Annotated in this window: 16 protein-coding genes; 4 read left to right on the top strand and 12 right to left on the bottom strand. The window is 72.6% G+C overall.

Annotated features, from left to right (window positions below):
* Positions 1-66: 66 nt before the first annotated feature.
* Genes AC07FY_RS03940 through AC07FY_RS03905 form a run of 8 tightly spaced genes read right to left on the bottom strand, consistent with a single transcriptional unit; the run spans position 67 to position 6,838 of the window.
* Positions 67-507, bottom strand: a complete 441-nt coding sequence (locus AC07FY_RS03940; protein ID WP_478999963.1) for a DUF6278 family protein — start codon at positions 505-507, stop codon at positions 67-69.
* Positions 508-553: 46 nt separating this feature from the next.
* Positions 554-1,351, bottom strand: a complete 798-nt coding sequence (locus AC07FY_RS03935; RefSeq protein WP_478999960.1) for an exodeoxyribonuclease III — start codon at positions 1,349-1,351, stop codon at positions 554-556.
* Between the two features lie 30 nt (positions 1,352-1,381).
* Complete coding sequence (locus AC07FY_RS03930) at positions 1,382-2,014, bottom strand: MBL fold metallo-hydrolase (RefSeq protein WP_478999957.1); 633 nt, start codon at positions 2,012-2,014, stop codon at positions 1,382-1,384.
* A gap of 28 nt (positions 2,015-2,042) precedes the next feature.
* Positions 2,043-2,627, bottom strand: coding sequence for a hypothetical protein (locus tag AC07FY_RS03925; protein ID WP_478999954.1), 585 nt, complete (start codon positions 2,625-2,627; stop codon positions 2,043-2,045).
* Positions 2,624-3,868 (bottom strand): ROK family glucokinase, encoded by a 1,245-nt coding sequence (locus tag AC07FY_RS03920; protein WP_478999951.1) that lies wholly within the window; start codon positions 3,866-3,868, stop codon positions 2,624-2,626. Before AC07FY_RS03920 ends, AC07FY_RS03925 begins: the two co-directional genes overlap by 4 nt.
* Positions 3,865-4,830 carry an ATP-binding cassette domain-containing protein gene (locus tag AC07FY_RS03915; protein ID WP_478999948.1) on the bottom strand — a complete coding sequence of 322 codons (966 nt, stop codon included), beginning with the start codon at positions 4,828-4,830 and terminating at the stop codon, positions 3,865-3,867. The genes AC07FY_RS03920 and AC07FY_RS03915 overlap by 4 nt, the downstream gene beginning before the upstream one ends.
* Complete coding sequence (locus AC07FY_RS03910) at positions 4,800-5,831, bottom strand: ABC transporter permease (RefSeq protein WP_478999945.1); 1,032 nt, start codon at positions 5,829-5,831, stop codon at positions 4,800-4,802. The genes AC07FY_RS03915 and AC07FY_RS03910 overlap by 31 nt, the downstream gene beginning before the upstream one ends.
* A complete protein-coding gene (locus AC07FY_RS03905; protein ID WP_478999942.1) occupies positions 5,828-6,838 on the bottom strand; it encodes a sugar ABC transporter substrate-binding protein in 1,011 nt (336 codons plus the stop codon). The genes AC07FY_RS03910 and AC07FY_RS03905 overlap by 4 nt, the downstream gene beginning before the upstream one ends.
* 139 nt (positions 6,839-6,977) lie before the next feature.
* On the opposite strand from AC07FY_RS03905, the gene AC07FY_RS03900 reads away from it, so the two are divergent.
* Complete coding sequence (locus tag AC07FY_RS03900; RefSeq protein ID WP_478999939.1) at positions 6,978-7,991, top strand: Gfo/Idh/MocA family protein; 1,014 nt, start codon at positions 6,978-6,980, stop codon at positions 7,989-7,991.
* Positions 7,992-8,055: 64 nt separating this feature from the next.
* Here AC07FY_RS03900 and AC07FY_RS03895 read toward each other — a convergent pair whose 3' ends face one another.
* On the bottom strand, positions 8,056-8,910 hold the full coding sequence (locus AC07FY_RS03895; RefSeq protein ID WP_479001523.1) for a DMT family transporter: 855 nt from the start codon (positions 8,908-8,910) through the stop codon (positions 8,056-8,058).
* 260 nt (positions 8,911-9,170) lie between these two features.
* On the opposite strand from AC07FY_RS03895, the gene AC07FY_RS03890 reads away from it, so the two are divergent.
* Positions 9,171-9,539 carry a hypothetical protein gene (locus tag AC07FY_RS03890; RefSeq protein WP_478999936.1) on the top strand — a complete coding sequence of 123 codons (369 nt, stop codon included), beginning with the start codon at positions 9,171-9,173 and terminating at the stop codon, positions 9,537-9,539.
* A 63-nt stretch (positions 9,540-9,602) separates the two neighbouring features.
* On the opposite strand, the gene AC07FY_RS03885 is transcribed toward AC07FY_RS03890, so the two are convergent.
* Positions 9,603-10,220, bottom strand: a complete 618-nt coding sequence (locus tag AC07FY_RS03885; protein WP_478999933.1) for a dihydrofolate reductase family protein — start codon at positions 10,218-10,220, stop codon at positions 9,603-9,605.
* A gap of 188 nt (positions 10,221-10,408) precedes the next feature.
* Here AC07FY_RS03885 and AC07FY_RS03880 point away from each other — a divergent pair, with 188 nt between their 5' ends.
* Positions 10,409-11,194 (top strand): SDR family oxidoreductase, encoded by a 786-nt coding sequence (locus AC07FY_RS03880; RefSeq protein WP_479001521.1) that lies wholly within the window; start codon positions 10,409-10,411, stop codon positions 11,192-11,194.
* 208 nt (positions 11,195-11,402) lie between these two features.
* Here the strand turns inward: AC07FY_RS03880 and alc are convergent, their stop codons facing one another.
* Positions 11,403-12,536, bottom strand: a complete 1,134-nt coding sequence (alc, locus tag AC07FY_RS03875; RefSeq protein ID WP_478999930.1) for an allantoicase — start codon at positions 12,534-12,536, stop codon at positions 11,403-11,405.
* Positions 12,537-12,538: 2 nt separating this feature from the next.
* Positions 12,539-13,873 (bottom strand): allantoinase AllB, encoded by a 1,335-nt coding sequence (gene allB / locus AC07FY_RS03870; RefSeq protein WP_479001518.1) that lies wholly within the window; start codon positions 13,871-13,873, stop codon positions 12,539-12,541.
* Positions 13,874-14,208: 335 nt separating this feature from the next.
* Here allB and AC07FY_RS03865 point away from each other — a divergent pair, with 335 nt between their 5' ends.
* Positions 14,209-15,012 (top strand): IclR family transcriptional regulator, encoded by an 804-nt coding sequence (locus tag AC07FY_RS03865; RefSeq protein WP_478999927.1) that lies wholly within the window; start codon positions 14,209-14,211, stop codon positions 15,010-15,012.
* Positions 15,013-15,132 lie beyond the last annotated feature (120 nt).

Here is a 15,132-nt window from a genome sequence, read left to right as displayed (position 1 = left end):
CGCGCGGGCGCTTTCCCTCGACACGCCTGAAGGGACATAAACCTCGCATAAACCTCTTTCCCCCGGTCAGCCTTCGGATGCTTCGGCGTACGCCTGGCTGAGCTCGGGGGACCCGGTCATCGCCCAGGACACCCCGGACTCGATCACGTTCACCTCGCGGCCGGAGGCCAGCCGGATCACCGGCTGGCCGTTGGGCCACACCTGCCAGGCGGCCCCGGGGATCGTGCGGATGATCACGGTCCCCAGGTAGAAGCCCGCGTCGTTGCCGAGCCAGGGCACGATCTCGGGGTCCCGCCGCCAGCGGGGCATCAGCTGGTCGAGCTGCTCCAAGGAGACCCGGCTCTCGTCGAGTTCGAGCCCGGCCGCCCTGGCCTGGACGCGCAGCATCTCGCACTCCGAGAACAACTCGGCGACGCCCTCGGGATCATCGGCCAGGGCGGCGCCGAGACCCGCGGGCTGCTGGGTTTCGTGCCGGTTCAGCCAGTTGTCCAGGAAAGGGATGTTCATACCGCCCAGCGTCGCACCGGGATTGCCCGTCGGCCACAGGGCGCGCCTAACGGCCGAGGTCCGGGGCGAGGTCCAGGTCGACGACGACCGGGGCGTGGTCGGACGCCCCCTTGCCCTTGCGCTCCTCGCGGTCGACATAGGCGTCGGTGACCGCCTTGCCGAACGCCCCGTTCCCGTACACCAGGTCGATCCGCATGCCCCGGTTCTTGGGGAAGGCCAGCTGGCGGTAGTCCCAGTACGTGTACGGCCGGTCGTACTTCAGGGGGCGGGGCAGCACGTCGGAGAGGCCGGCCGCCCGCAGTGCCTCCAGGGCGGCCCGCTCGGCGGGGGTGACGTGCGTGGAGCCGGCGAAGACCGCCGGGTCGTAGACGTCCTCGTCGGTCGGGGCCACGTTGAAGTCGCCGAGGACCGCGAAGGGGCGGGGACCGGCCGCGTCCTCGGCGACGGCGGCGGTGAGGGAGCGGAACCAGCTCAGCTTGTAGCCGTAGTGGTCGTGCTCCACCTCGCGGCCGTTGGGAACGTACACCGACCAGAGGCGGACCCCGCCGCAGGTGGCCGAGATCGCGCGGGGCTCCTGGACGCCCTCGTAGTCCGGTCCGCCCGGCAAGCCCGTGACGACGTCGTCCAGACCGACCCTGGAGACGATGGCGACGCCGTTCCACCGGCCGGTGGCGTTGACGGCCGACTCGTAGCCCAGTTCCCGCAGCTCGGCGTGCGGGAACTGCTCCGCCGTGCACTTGGCCTCCTGGACGCACAGGACGTCCGTGCCGGACTTCTCCAGCCAGGCGAGCAGACGCGGCAGCCGGGCGGTGATGGAGTTGACGTTGTAGGTGGCGATACGCATGCGCCCCAACCTACCGCCCGGCACCGACGGTCACAGGTCCGCGGCGTCGCCGGCGGAGAGCCGGCCGTGCTCGGTGCCGCCCAGGGCGCCCAGCACCGTGTCGTAGACGGGCCGGGCGACGTCGGAGAGGTAGGCGTCGTGGATGTCGATCGCGCGCCGCGGTTTCACCTCGCGCAGGTAGTCGATCACCTCGGCGACCTTGTTCCACGGGGCGTGCACGGGGACCATCAGCGTGTCCACCGGTCCCCCCGGGACGGTCAGCGCGTCTCCGGGGTGGAAGAGCGAACCGTCGACGAGATAGCCGACGTTGGTGATCCGCGGGATGTCCGGGTGGATCACGGCGTGCAGCTCGCCGTGCACCTGCACGTCGAACCCGGCGGCGCTGAAGGCGTCGCCGTGGCCGACGGTGTGCACGCGGCCCGGGTAGGCCGGGGCGAGCCGGTCGGCGACGCTGCGCAGCGTCCACAGCGCGGCGGCCGGATTCGCGTCGAGGGCGGCGCGCAGCCGGCCCTCGTCGAAGTGGTCGGGGTGCTCGTGGGTGACCAGCAGGGCGTCGGCCCCGAGGCCGGCGTCCGGTTCGCTGAAGGCACCCGGGTCGATGACGAGCGTGCGCCCGTCCTTCTCCAGCTGGACACAGGAGTGGAGCCGCTTGATGAGCTTCATGATCCCCAGGCTAGCTCCGGGAGCCGGCCTACGGGGTGGTGGTGGACACCACGTAGACCTTGGGGTGCTCGGGGTCCGTGAGGTCGACCGTGACGTCCCGGCTGGGGCGCGGGTCGGGTTGTTCCACCGTGGTCTCGTACCAGGAGGCGGCGGGGCTCCAGCTCCAGCCGGCGACCTCCGCGTCGTGCGGGGAGATCGCGACGCCGGGGCGCAGCGCGTCCCGGCTGGTGCCGAGGTCGGCCAGGAAGGCGTCCAGGTCCGCCGGGGTCACGGCGAACTGAGTGAACAGCCGGCTCGTGCGCCAGTTGTTGGTCTCCAGGAACCCGACCCGCCACGCCTTGGGCGGGATGGGGACGTCGTAGATGCTGCGCTGCACCCGGGAGGGCCAACCCGGACGCACGTGGGACGCGCCGACCCTGGCCGCCTTGTCGCGGCCGCTCTCGCGGCTCTGCTGGGTGGAGACGGCCAGGTAGCCCGCGGGTACGCCGATCAGCAGCAGGATGATGATGGCCGTGATCCAGCGGCGCTTGACGACGTGCCTGCGGTCCTCGGCGGTGGCCGGCGGGCCCCCGTCGGGGGGCGGGGCCTGGCGGGGCAGGGAGGGCGGGTTCACTGCTGCTCCGTGTCCTTCCGGGCCGTGGTGTCGGTGGCGTTCGCGGCGCCCGTGGCACCCGGGGTGGCGGCGGGGCCGCTGGTGTCCGCGGGGCCGCTGGGCTCGCGGCGGCCCAGCTGCTGCACATAGCGCTCGTACCGTTCGTAGCGCTCCACGCGCCGCCGGGTGGCGCGCCGGAAGCGGCGGGCGACCAGCCGGGCCAGGTCGGCGGCTCCGACCATGCCCGCCTCCGGACCGAGCTGCGCCTTGGCGATCCGCGCCTCGGGCCGGTAGCCGCGGCCGGTGAGGTGCCGGCGGAAGGCGTCGCGGGCCGGGCCGATCAGCAGGTCGTCGGCGGCGCTGACGCCGCCGCCGATGACGAAGCAGGACGGGTCGAGGGCTGCGGCCAGGTTGGCGATGCCGACGCCGAGCCACTGGCCGATGTCCTGCAGGAGCTCCACGCACATGGCGTCGCCCTCGCGGGCCAGCTCCGTGATGAGCGGCCCGGTGATCTCGGCGACGTTGCCGCCGACCCGGGCGATGATGTTGTGGGCGACCGGCGAGTCGGCGGCGGCGAGCTCGCGTGCCTCGCGGACCAGGGCGTTGCCCGAGCTGTACTGCTCCCAGCAGCCGCGGTTGCCGCACGGGCAGCGGTGGCCGCCGGGGACGACCTGCATGTGCCCGAACTCGCCGGCGACCCCGTACCGGCCCCGCTTGACCTGGCCGCCCTCGAGGATCGCCCCGCCGATGCCGGTGCCGAGGGTGATCATCACCAGGTGGTCCTCGCCGCGCCCGGCCCCGAAGCGCCATTCCGCCCAGGCGGCGGTGTTGGCATCGTTGTCGACCATGACCGGGACCACGAGCCGGGACTGCAGGGCGTCGCGCAGCGGCTCGTCGCGCCAGGCGAGGTGGGGGGCGAACAGGACGCGGGAGCGGTCGGCGTCGACCCAGCCGGCGGCGCCGATGCCCACGGCGTGCACGTCGTGCCGGTCGGAGAGGTCCAGCACCAGCTCGACGATGGTGTCCTCGACGACCTTGGGGCTCTTGGACTTGTCCGGGGTCTCGGTGCGGATCTTCTCCAGGATGACGCCGTCCGCGTCGACCACCCCGGCCATCACCTTGGTGCCGCCGATGTCGATGCCGACGGTGGGGACCCGCGGGGCGGTCAGGTGGGACCGGCGCTCACGGCTCCCGATGGTCCGCAGCACGGTGCCCCGCGCCGCCCCCCGGTGGGCGAGCGTGAAGTCCCGGTACGTGCTCATCGAGTCGTGTCGTTCCTGTCGGCGTCGGACGGATGGGATGCGGCGGGGGCAGCGGAGGGGTCGGAGGTCGCGGTGGGGTCGCAGGCGGCGGAAGCGGAACCGGACGCGGGGTCCGGAGCCGATTCTGCCACCCGCTCCAGTTCGTGGCTCAGCTCGTCCAGCTCCGAGCCGCCCGCCATCTGCCGGGTGAGCTCGTCCAGGGTGATCGAGTCGCGGGTGTGGCTGCCCGCCATGGCGCCCCGCTTGAGCAGCACGAACCGGTCGCCGACCAGGTGGGCGTGGTGCGGGTTGTGGGTGATCAGCACCACGCCGAGGCCCGCGTCGCGGGCGGCGGCGACGTACTTGAGGACCACCCCGGACTGCTTCACGCCGAGGGCGGCCGTGGGCTCGTCCAGGACGAGCACCTTGGCTCCGAAGTACACGGCCCGGGCGATGGCGACGCACTGCCGTTCACCGCCGGACAGGGTGCCGATCGGCTGGTCGACGTCGCGCAGGTCGATGCCCATGCGCAGCAGCTCGGTGCGCGTGGTCTCGCGCATGAACCGCACGTCGAGGCGGCGCAGTGGCCCGCGGCCCCGGGTCGGCTCGGAGCCGAGGAAGAAGTTGCGCCAGACGGGCATCAGCGGGACGACGGCGAGGTCCTGGTAGACGGTGGCGATCCCCCGGTCCAGGGCGGCCCGGGGATTGGCCAGTACGGTCTCCTCGCCCTCGATCTCCAAGGAGCCGGCGTCGTGCTGGTGCAGCCCCGAAATGATCTTGATGAGGGTGGACTTCCCCGCGCCGTTGTCGCCGAGGACGCAGGTGATCTCCCCGGCCGAGACCTCCAGGGAGACCCCGTGGAGGGCGCGGATGTTGCCGTAGTGCTTGCTGACGTCGGTCAGCCTCACCAGGGAGGTGGCCCCGGGCACGGTCGTTCCGGTCACGCTCACGGTCACTTCGCCTCCGCCCGCTTGCGGACCCATGCGTTGAGCAGCGTCGCGAGCAGCAGCATCGCGCCGAGGAAGAACTTGAACCAGTCCGGGTTCCACTGGGCGTAGACGATGCCGTTGCTCGCCATCCCGAAGATGAGGGCGCCGACCGCCGAGCCGATGGCGGAGCCGTAGCCGCCGGTCATCAGGCAGCCGCCGATCACGGCCGCGATGATGTAGAGGAACTCGTTACCGACGCCCTCGCCCGACTGGACCACGTCGAACGAGAACAGGATGTGCTGCCCGGAGATCCAGGCGCACAGGGCCACGCCCATGTAGAGGCCGATCCGGGTCTTGACCACGGGGACGCCGGTGGCGCGGGCCGCGTCGGCCCCGCCGCCCACCGCGAAGATCCAGTTGCCGGCGCGGGTGCGCAGCAGGATCCAGGTGGCCACGGCGACCAGGGCCAGCCACCACAGGACGGTGACCTTCAGGGTGACCGCGCCGATGGTCCACTGCGAGGCGAACAGGGCGCGCGCGGAGGAGAAGCCCTCCATGTCGGCGATCGTCTTGGTGGAGACCGAACCGCTGATGAGCTTGGTGAAACCGAGGTTCAGGCCGGTCAGCATCAGGAACGTGCCGAGCGTGATGATGAAGCTGGGCAGCCGGGTACGGGTCAGCAGGAACCCGTTGAAGAAGCCGATGGCCAGGGTGACCAGGAGCGACACCAGGACGCCGACCCAGACGTCGGCGGTCATCTGGTAGCTGAACATCGAGCTGACCAGCGCCGACGTGGTGACCATGACGCCGGCCGACAGGTCGAACTCGCCGCCGATCATCAGCAGGGCCACCGGGACGGCCATGATCCCGATGGTGGAGGCGGAGTACAGGACCGTGCTGAGGCTGGACGCCCGCAGGAAGCTGTCGGCCGCGAAGGAGAAGAAGACGAAGACGGCGGCCGCGCCGACGACGGCTCCCAGCTCCGGGCGGCCCAGCAGCCTGCGGACCAGGGAGGCGGGTGCGAGCCGCTCGTCCACGGTGGCGGACGCGCTCATCGGCTGCCCCGCTTGATGAACTCCTCCAGCGTGGCGGCCTCGGCCCCGGTGACGATCTGCGGACCGGTGAGCACCGGGCGGCCGCCGCCGAGGGTGTCGGCGTTGTAGCGGTAGAGCCAGAGCAGGTCGACGGCCTCGTATCCCTGCAGGAACGGCTGCTGGTCGACGGCGAAGCCGAGGGCCCCGGACTTCAGGTCGCGGGCGACGGACTCGTTGAGGTCGAAGGTGTCCACCTCGGCCTTGCTGCCGGCCGCCTCCTTGGCCTTGACGGCCGTGGGGGCGAAGGGGGCGCCGAGGGTGAGGACGGCGTCGACGGACGGGTCCGCCTGGAGCTTCGCCTGGATGGCGGCCTGCACGGACGGCATGTTGGTGCCCTCGACGTACAGGTTCTCCAGGGTGCCGGAGAAGGTCTTCTTCGCCCCGGCGCAGCGCTGCTCGTGGCCCACGTTGCCCTGCTCGTGCAGCACGCAGACGACCTTCTTGCGGCCGCGCCCGGACAGCTCGGTGCCGACCGCCTCGCCGGCGATCGTCTCGTCCTGGCCGATGTGGGTGAGCGCCCCGTACGCGGCGGACTGGGCGGAGCCGGAGTTCACGGTGACCACGGGGATACCGGCCTTGACCGCCTTGGCGACGACGTCCTTGAGCGCGTCCGGCTTCGCCAGGCTGACGATGATCCCGTCGACCTTCTGGTCGATGGCGTTCTGCACGAACTGCGCCTGCTGCTGCGCCTGGTCGTCGTGGGCATAGACGAAGTTGATGTTGTCCTTCGCCGCGGCCTCCTTGGCGCCCTTCTGGACGATGTCCCAGAAGGTGTCCCCGTCACCCGCGTGCGTGACCATCGCGAAGGTCCAGCGCGGGGTGGAGACGGCCGCCCGGCCCGCCTCGGCGGCCTTCGCCCGCTCTTCGGCGCGCTTGCCGCCGGTACTGCTGCAGCCCGCGAGCGAGGCTCCCAGTACCGCCGCGAGCACGGCGCCCACGACGCGTACCCCTGTCCGAACCCTAGCCACGTCGCCGTGCCCTTCCCTCGTCACCAATGCGGTCATTCCGGTTCCAGCCGCTCAGTATCCGCCACAGCGGACCATGCAGGCCCATCGGGGCAGGCCCGGGCAGATTGACAGGTCCCCCGTACGGGGTCAGGTTGAGTGCATGCGCATCGGGCTCATCGGAACGGGCCGGATCGGGTCCTTCCACGGGGCGGCGCTCGCCCGCCACCCGGACGCGGGCTCGCTCCTGCTCGCCGACGCCGATCCCGCGCGGGCGGCGCGCCTGGCCGACCGGCTCGGGGCGACCGCCGCGCCCTCGGTGGAGCAGGTCTTCACCTGGGGCGTGGACGCGGTGGTGGTGGCCTGCGCCACGGAGGGGCACGCCGAGCTCGTCGTACGGGCGGTGCGCGGCGGGCTGCCGGTGTTCTGCGAGAAGCCGCTGGCGCCGGACCTGGCCCGGACCCTGACCGTGCTGCGGGAGGTGGAGGCGGCCGGCGGCGTCCTCCAGGTGGGGTTCATGCGCCGCTTCGACGCGGGCTACCGCACGGCGCGGGAGCTGGTCCGCTCGGGCGTCCTGGGCCGGCTGCACACCGTACGGACGATGACGGCCGACCCGGCCCCGCCGCCGCCCGCCTACCTGCCGTCCTCCGGCGGGCTGTACCGGGACTGCCTGGTGCACGACTTCGACATGGTCCGCTGGGTCACCGGCCACGAGGTGCGCGAGGTGTACGCCACCGGCTCCGACGCGGGACCGGCGCTGTTCCGGGAGGCCGGTGACATCGACACCGCCGCGGCCGTGCTCACGCTGGACGACGGCACGCTGGTCACGGCGACCGGGACGCGGTGCAACGGCGCGGGGTACGACGTGCGGATGGAGCTGGCCGGGGAGCTGGACCAGGTCTCCGTGGGCCTGGACGACCGGACGCCGATCGCCTCGACCGAGCCGCAGGGCCCGCCCCCGGCGAGCAAGCCGTGGACGGGGTTCCTGGAGAGGTTCTCCCCGGCCTACGAGGCGGAGCTGGCGGCCTTCGTGCGCCTGGTCCGCGGTGAGGGCCCCAACCCGTGCGACGGCCGGGAGGCGCTCGCCGCGTTCCGGGTCGCGGAGGCGTGCGAGCTGTCGCGCCGCGAGGGGCGCCGGGTCCGGCCGGAGGAGCTCCCGGACCTCCCGGATCGGTGAGCGGGTGGCCATCGGGCCACCTTAGGGCCGCCGTTCGCCCCGGACGGGGAGCGGATCCGGACAATCAGCCGACGGCGCGGCGCCCCCATGCGGTCCCGGCGAGGACCAGGGCGGCGCCCGCGAGGCCGCCGGGCCCGAGGTGTTCGCCGCCGATGGCGATGCCGGCCGCGGCCGCCCACAGCGGCTCGGTGCCGAGCAGCAGGCTGACGCGTGAGGGCGAGGTGCGGCGGACGGCCCACATCTGCACGAAGAACGCGAAGAGCGTGCACAGCACGGAGAGGAAGACCAGCCCGGCCCACTCGGCGGGCCCGAAGCCGGCGGCGGTCTCCCAGGGGCCGGCCCCGGTGCCGGGCAGGGCGGCCAGGGCCGCGAAGACGAGGAGCGAGCTGCCGAGCTGCACGGTGGTGAGGGAGAGCGCGTCGGCGTCCTGGAGGGCCTTGGCCCGGGCCTGCATCATCACGTGCAGGGTCCGTACGACGGCGGCGCCGAGCATCAGCAGGTCGCCGGCGCCGGGGGCGGTGAAGCCGCCGCCCTGGGTGAGCAGGACGACGCCGGTGACGGAGACGGCCGCGGCCGCGAGGAAGGTGCCGGAGGGCATGCGCCGCCGCACGGCCGCCTCGGCGAGCGGTGTGAAGATCATGGTCAGGCTGATGATCAGCCCGGCGTTGGTGGCGGAGGTGTGGACGACCCCGTAGGTCTCCAGCAGGAAGATCCCGCCGAGTACCAGGCCCAGCAGCCCGGCGCCGCGCAGCTGGGCGGGGGTCAGCGCGCGCAGTCGGCGCCACCCGGCGACGACCAGCACGGGCAGCACGAGCGCGAAGCGCAGGACGAGCACGCCGATCACGGTCTGCGGGGTGGTGATGCCCTTGGCCGCGAGATAGCTGCCGCCCCATACGACGGCGACCGCCAGGACGGGCAGGTCGGCGAGCCAGACGGCGCGGCCGGGGGCGCTGCGGGCGGCGCCGGCGGGAGCGCCGCCGGGGCCGCCGCCTCCGGCGCCCGGGGCGGCGGGGCCGGCTCCGAGGGCGGGCGAGGTCGTGGTCACAGGGCGGTCTCCGACGGTCCGGAAGGAGTGGAGACGTCGGCGGCTCGCACGCGTGCGGGGCCAACGTACCGGAGCCGATCTTGCCCGTCGAGCCATTTGCCGGCTTGTCAGACCGGCCCCGTAGCATCGGGCACATGGCTGATCTCTATGCCCTGGACCTGGCCTTCAACCTGGTCGAGGCCACCCCGGACACCGTGGTCGCCGAGCTCCGGCGGCAGCTGGTGCCGGGGGGACTCCTCGGCACGCGGGGCCCGGCGTGGCGCGTCGGCGGCATGCTCGTCGGCGCCTTCGGGCCGGACGAGCGCGGCGGCTGGGCCCTGACCAGCCGCCAGGAGATCCACGCGGAGCAGTTGCCGGACCTCGAGGACCTCCTGCTGCTCCTGGCGCCCCACATCCGCCCGCCCGGCCCGGTCGGCCGCATCCGCCACTACGAGCACGAGTCCCCCGATCTGCTCGTCCTGCGCGAGGGCCGCGTGGTCCAACTGGCCCTGGACCGGCGCTGAGGTGAAGCCGGGGCCTGTCGTCGAAGTGGCCCCCGGCCCGCGACGCCACTTCGCCCGCGGGACCTATTCCCCGAACGTGCCGAAGGTGGCGCGTCCCCTCGGCCGGTAGGTGTGGACGGCGATGCCGGTGGACGTCGTGCGCGAGCCGGTCAGCTCGAAGGCCGTCGGCAGCCCGCCGGTCGGGAACAGCCGTCGGCCCGCGCCCAGATACACCGGGAAGACCAGCAGGTTCAGTTCCTCCACCAGATCCCGCGCGAGCAGCCACTGCGCGAGCCGGCCGCTGCCGTGCACCTGGAGCTCCCCCTCCAGGCGGTCCTTGACCCGGACGACCTCGCTCTGGAGGTGCTCGCCGTCGAGCACGGTGGCCGGCCCCCAGGCGGGCTGCGCGAGGGTGGTCGAGGCCACGTACTTCGGCAGCCGGTTGAGCTGCGCCGCGACCGGGTCGGCGGGGTCGTCGTGCAGCGGCCAGTACGCGGCGAAGATCTCGTACGTCCTGCGCCCGAGCAGGAACGCCCCGGCCCGGCCGAAGACCTCGGTGACGAACTCCCCCATCCCCTCGTCGGCGTGGGGCACCACCCAGCCGCCGTACTCGAACCCGCCGCTGGTGTCCTCCCCGGGTCCGCCGGGCGCCTGCATCACGCCGTCGACGGACAGGAAGGTGGTGAGGGTCAGCTTGCCCATGGATGGCACTCCCGGCTCGGTCGTTGTTAAGCGGTTCCAGACTCCCGGGCCGCCGGAAACCCGGCGCTGCGGCGCGCGCGGAACGCCACGTCCGATTCCCGCCAGCGGACGCCCGTCCGCGGCGATTTCATTGAAGGCGAAACCAATGCGACGGATGAGATGAGGACGGCATGGATGCGACGGGCGGGATGGACGCGGTGGACGTGAAGAGCGTGACGGGCGTGACAGGTGTGACGGGTGGCGCCGGAGGCCCGGTGGCGCTGGTCACCGGGGGCAGCCGCGGTATCGGGGCGGCGACCGCGCTGAGGCTCGCGCAGGACGGGTTCGACGTCGTGGTCACGTACGTCGAGGACGCGCGGGCTGCCGAGGAGGTCGTCGGCGGGGCCGAGGCGCTCGGGCGGCGCGCGATGGCCGTACGGGCCGACGCGGGCGCGGCGGACGGCGGCGCGGCGGCGGTGGAGGCGGCCGTAGACGCCTTCGGGCGGATCGACGTCCTGGTCGGCAACGCGGGGGTGGGCGTGCTCGGCCCCCTGGACGGGCTGACCCCGGCCGATGTGGACCGGGTGCTCGCGGTCAACGTCCGGGGCGTCTTCCTGACGGCGCGGGCGGCTGCCGGACGGATGGGCCCCGGTGGCCGGATCATCACCATCGGCAGCTGCATGGCCCAGCGGGTCCCCGGCCCGGGCGGCACGCTGTACGCGATGAGCAAGTCGGCGCTGATCGGGCTGACGAAGGCCCTGGCGCGGGAGCTCGGCGGACGCGGCATCACCGCGAACCTCGTGCACCCGGGGCCGGTGGACACCGACATGAACCCGGTCGACGGGCCCTACGCCGGACCGCAGGCCGCGCTGACGGCCCTCGGCCGCTTCGGCGCCCCGCACGAGGTGGCGGCCCTGGTGTCGTTCCTCGCGGGACCGGACGCGACGTACGTCACCGGCGCCGAGTTCGCCGTCGACGGCGGCCACGCCGCGTAACCCCCGCAGGCCTTCCGGTGCGGGCCGGGCCGCGCCGGAAGCCAGACCGGGCAGGCCGGCCCCGTGCCACTGCCCGGCCTCCCGGTTCCGCGGACGCCCCACGGCCGACGGGCAAACCGCGCAGGGGCGCACCGGCATGCGGTGCGCCCCTGCGGTCACGGCACCAGGTCCGGGCGCCGCGGGCCAGGCGGGACTTCGACGGCAGGGCCTAGGCGCCCAGTTCCTGGTGGCGGGCGGCGTGCGCGGCGGCGCCGGCCTCCGTGAGGGAGCCGTGCAGGCGCAGGCGGGAGAAGCCGCCGTCCGGGAAGATGTCGATCCGCACGTGGGTGCCGACCGCCGGGGTGTCCAGCACGAAGCGGTGGTTGGTGTCGGGCTGGAGGCGGGTGCGCGGCAGGAACTCCGTCCACTCGCCCTCCTCACCGGTCTTGACGGAGAGGGAGGCCCAGCCCGCGGAGTTGCCCTTCAGGTACGCCGTGTCGATCTCGACGGCGCGGATCTCGGACTCCGCGACGAGCTGGTAGCGGATCCAGTCGTTGCCGTTGTCGCGGCGGCGGGCGGTCTCCCAGCCGTCGTCCATCTTGCGGGAGCGACCCGGGTTGATGGTGTTGGTCGGCGGGGAGTAGAAGCGGTTGGACGCGTCCTGGACGGAGCCGCCGTTCTCGAGCGCGACGACGTCGAAGGTGCCGAGCGTGGCGAGCCACGCCGGGTCCGGGACGACCTCGCCGTAGACGCGCAGGCGGGCGATGCCGCCGTCCGGGTGCTGGTTGACGCGCAGGTGCGTGAAGCGCTGCTCGGCGGTCACCTCGAAGCCGTTGGCCGCGTGGCCGCCGACCGGGGTGCGCGGGACGAGCACGGTCCACTTCACGTCGTCGGCGAGGAGCTCCTCCGGGGTGGGCGCGAGGGCGCCGTCCCAGGCGGTGCCCTCGATGGAGACGGCCTGCGGCATGTTGCCGCGGAAGTGGGCGGTGTCCACGACGATCCCGCGGATGACGCCGGGAGCGCCGAGGCGTACGAGCGCCCAGTCGTGGTCCTCGGCGGTGGGCCAGGGCTGCGTCGCGGAGACACCGCGGCGGCGGCGGGTCTCCCAGCCGTCCATGATCTTGCCCTTGTGGCCGAAGTGCTCGGGGTCGAAGTGCGCGGCCTCGGCGATGAGCAGGTTCTCGCGCTGGGCGAAGAACTCGTCGTTGGCGGCGATGACACCGGCACCCAGCTCACGGGCGGCGAGGTTCGCGTACTGGGTGAACGGGAAGTCCGCGGTGCGGTAGTCCGCGTACGGGTCGCCGCCCCCGTACGGGTTCGCGTTACCGGTGAAGGAAGCCAGTCCAGCTGAACGCTGTGCCACTGTCAGTTCTGCCTTTCGAGGAGGAGGCCCGTGGGCTCGGTCGGGGTGCCGTGGTCGGCGATCTTCGTACCGCGCAGCCAGGTGGACTTCACGACGCCGTGCAGGGTCTTGCCCGCGTACGCCGTGATCCGGTTGCGGTGGTGGAGTTCGGCCGGATCCACGGTGAACGTTTCTTCCGGGGCCACGACGGCGAAGTCGGCGTCGCGCCCCACCTCGATGGCGCCCTTCCGGGACAGTCCGGCGAGGGCGGCGGGCGCGGCGGACATCCAGCGCACGACGTCCTCGAGGCTGCGGCCGCGGCGGCGCGCCTCGGTCCAGATCGCGGGCAGGCCCAGCTGGAGGGAGGAGATGCCGCCCCACGCGGTGGCGAAGTCGCCGGTCTTGAGGTCCGCCGTGGAGGGCGAGTGGTCGGAGACGATGCAGTCGATCGTGCCGTCGGCGAGCGCGTCCCACAGCAGGTCCTGGTTGGCGGCCTCGCGGATCGGCGGGCAGCACTTGAACTCGGTGGCTCCGTCGGGGACTTCCTCGGCCGTCAGGGTGAGGAAGTGCGGGCAGGACTCGACGGTGATCCGGACGCCCTCGGCCTTGGCGGCGGCGATCAGCGGCAGCGCGTCGGAGGAGGACAGGTGCAGGACGTGGACGCGGGCGTTCAGCCGCTTGGCCTGGGCGATCAGGTTCTCGATCGCGGTGTTCTCGGCGTCGCGCGGCCGCGAGGCGAGGAAGTCGGCGTACTTGGGGCCCGGGTTCTGCGGTGCGGAGTCCAGGTGGTGCGGGTCCTCGGCGTGCACGATCATCAGGCCGCCGAAGCCGGTGATCTCCGCGAGGGAGGCGGCGAGCTGCTCCTGGTCGAGCTCGGGGAACTCCTCCACGCCCGAGGGGGACAGGAAGCACTTGAAGCCGTAGACGCCGGCGTCGTGCAGCGGGCGCAGGTCCTTGACGTTGTCCGGCAGGGCGCCGCCCCAGAAACCGACGTCCACGTGCGCCTTGGCGCGGGCGACCTCCTGCTTGACGCGCAGGTTGTCGGTGGTCGTGGTGGGCGGCAGGGAGTTCAGCGGCATGTCGAGGATGGTGGTGATGCCGCCGGCCGCCGCGGCGCGGGTCGCGGTCCAGAAGCCTTCCCACTCGGTGCGGCCCGGGTCGTTGACGTGGACGTGGGTGTCGACCAGGCCGGGGAGCAGGACGTCGTCGCCGAAGTCCTCCAGCCGGGCTCCGGCCGGTACCTCGGCGTCGTGTGCCAGCACGGCCGTGATCTTCCCGCCGGCGACGGCCACCGAGGCGGCGCGCGTCCCCTCGGGGGTGATGACGCGCGTCGAGCGCAGTACCAGTTCCACAGCCACGTCGGACACCGGAACCTCCCCATCTACTTCCACAGAGCGAAATTCAACGTTCTGTTGACGGAGTCTTCACCTCGATCGAGAAGCAGTCAAGAGCGCCCGGACGGACCGCTGACCCGCTCTCACCTCGATTGGATGTTTCCACAAGATGGAATTAAGATTTCGCTATACAGAATGTAGCTACCACCACCGAGGGACGGGAAGGTAACTTCCCGGAGACGTCCGCCACCCGGACAAACCGTCTCTGACCGGCGGGGACGGCGCCGCCCTGCACTAGGGCCGATGCCGACCGACCGGTAGGCTGCTTCCTTGCCTGCCAGCACCGAAAGGACCGCGCCGTGCCGACGTCCAGCGCCAGCACCACCGACGCTTCCGCCAAGTCCACCGCCGCCAGCGGTGGCGTCCAGTCCCTTGAGCGCGCCTTCGATCTGCTCGAACGCATGGCCGACGCCGGGGGTGAGGTTGGCCTCAGCGAACTCTCCGCCGCCAGCGGGCTGCCGCTGCCGACGATCCACCGTCTCATGCGCACCCTGGTGGCGTGCGGCTATGTCCGCCAGCAGCCCAACCGACGGTACTCCCTCGGGCCGCGCCTGATCCGGCTCGGCGAGTCCGCGTCGCGGCTGCTGGGCACCTGGGCCCGGCCCTACCTGGCCCGCCTGGTCGAGGAGACCGGGGAGACGGCGAACATGGCCCTGCTCGACGGGGACGAGATCGTCTACGTCGCGCAGGTGCCGTCCAAGCACTCCATGCGCATGTTCACCGAAGTCGGCCGCCGGGTGCTCCCGCACTCCACCGGCGTGGGCAAGGCGCTGCTCGCCCACACCCCCGCCGAGGAGGTGCGGGCGCTGCTGGCCCGCACCGGGATGCCCGCGGCCACCGAGAAGACGATCACCACTCCCGAGGGCTTCCTCGACGCTCTGGAGCAGGTCCGCCGGGCGGGTTACGCGGTCGACGACAACGAGCAGGAGATAGGAGTCCGCTGCCTCGCCGTGTCGGTGCCGAACTCCCCGACCGCCGCCGCCATCTCCATCTCGGGCCCGGCCGGCCGGGTCACCGAGGCGCTGACCGACTCGATCGTCCCCATCCTCCAGGGTGTCGCGGCCGAACTGTCGGTGGCCCTGTCGAACCAGAACCCCGCCTAGTGCTGTGGCCGGAAAGGTTTGCCGTGTCGCGGTGTCCGGTGCGGTGCATCGCAAGGCGGAGGGGCGCGGCTCGTACTGGACGTACTTGCGCGGTCCGACAACGCGGCGAGGTGCCGTGCC

It is taken from the genome of Streptomyces sp. NPDC045967 (assembly GCF_056430495.1).
This window is presented reverse-complemented; position numbering and strand designations above follow the sequence as displayed.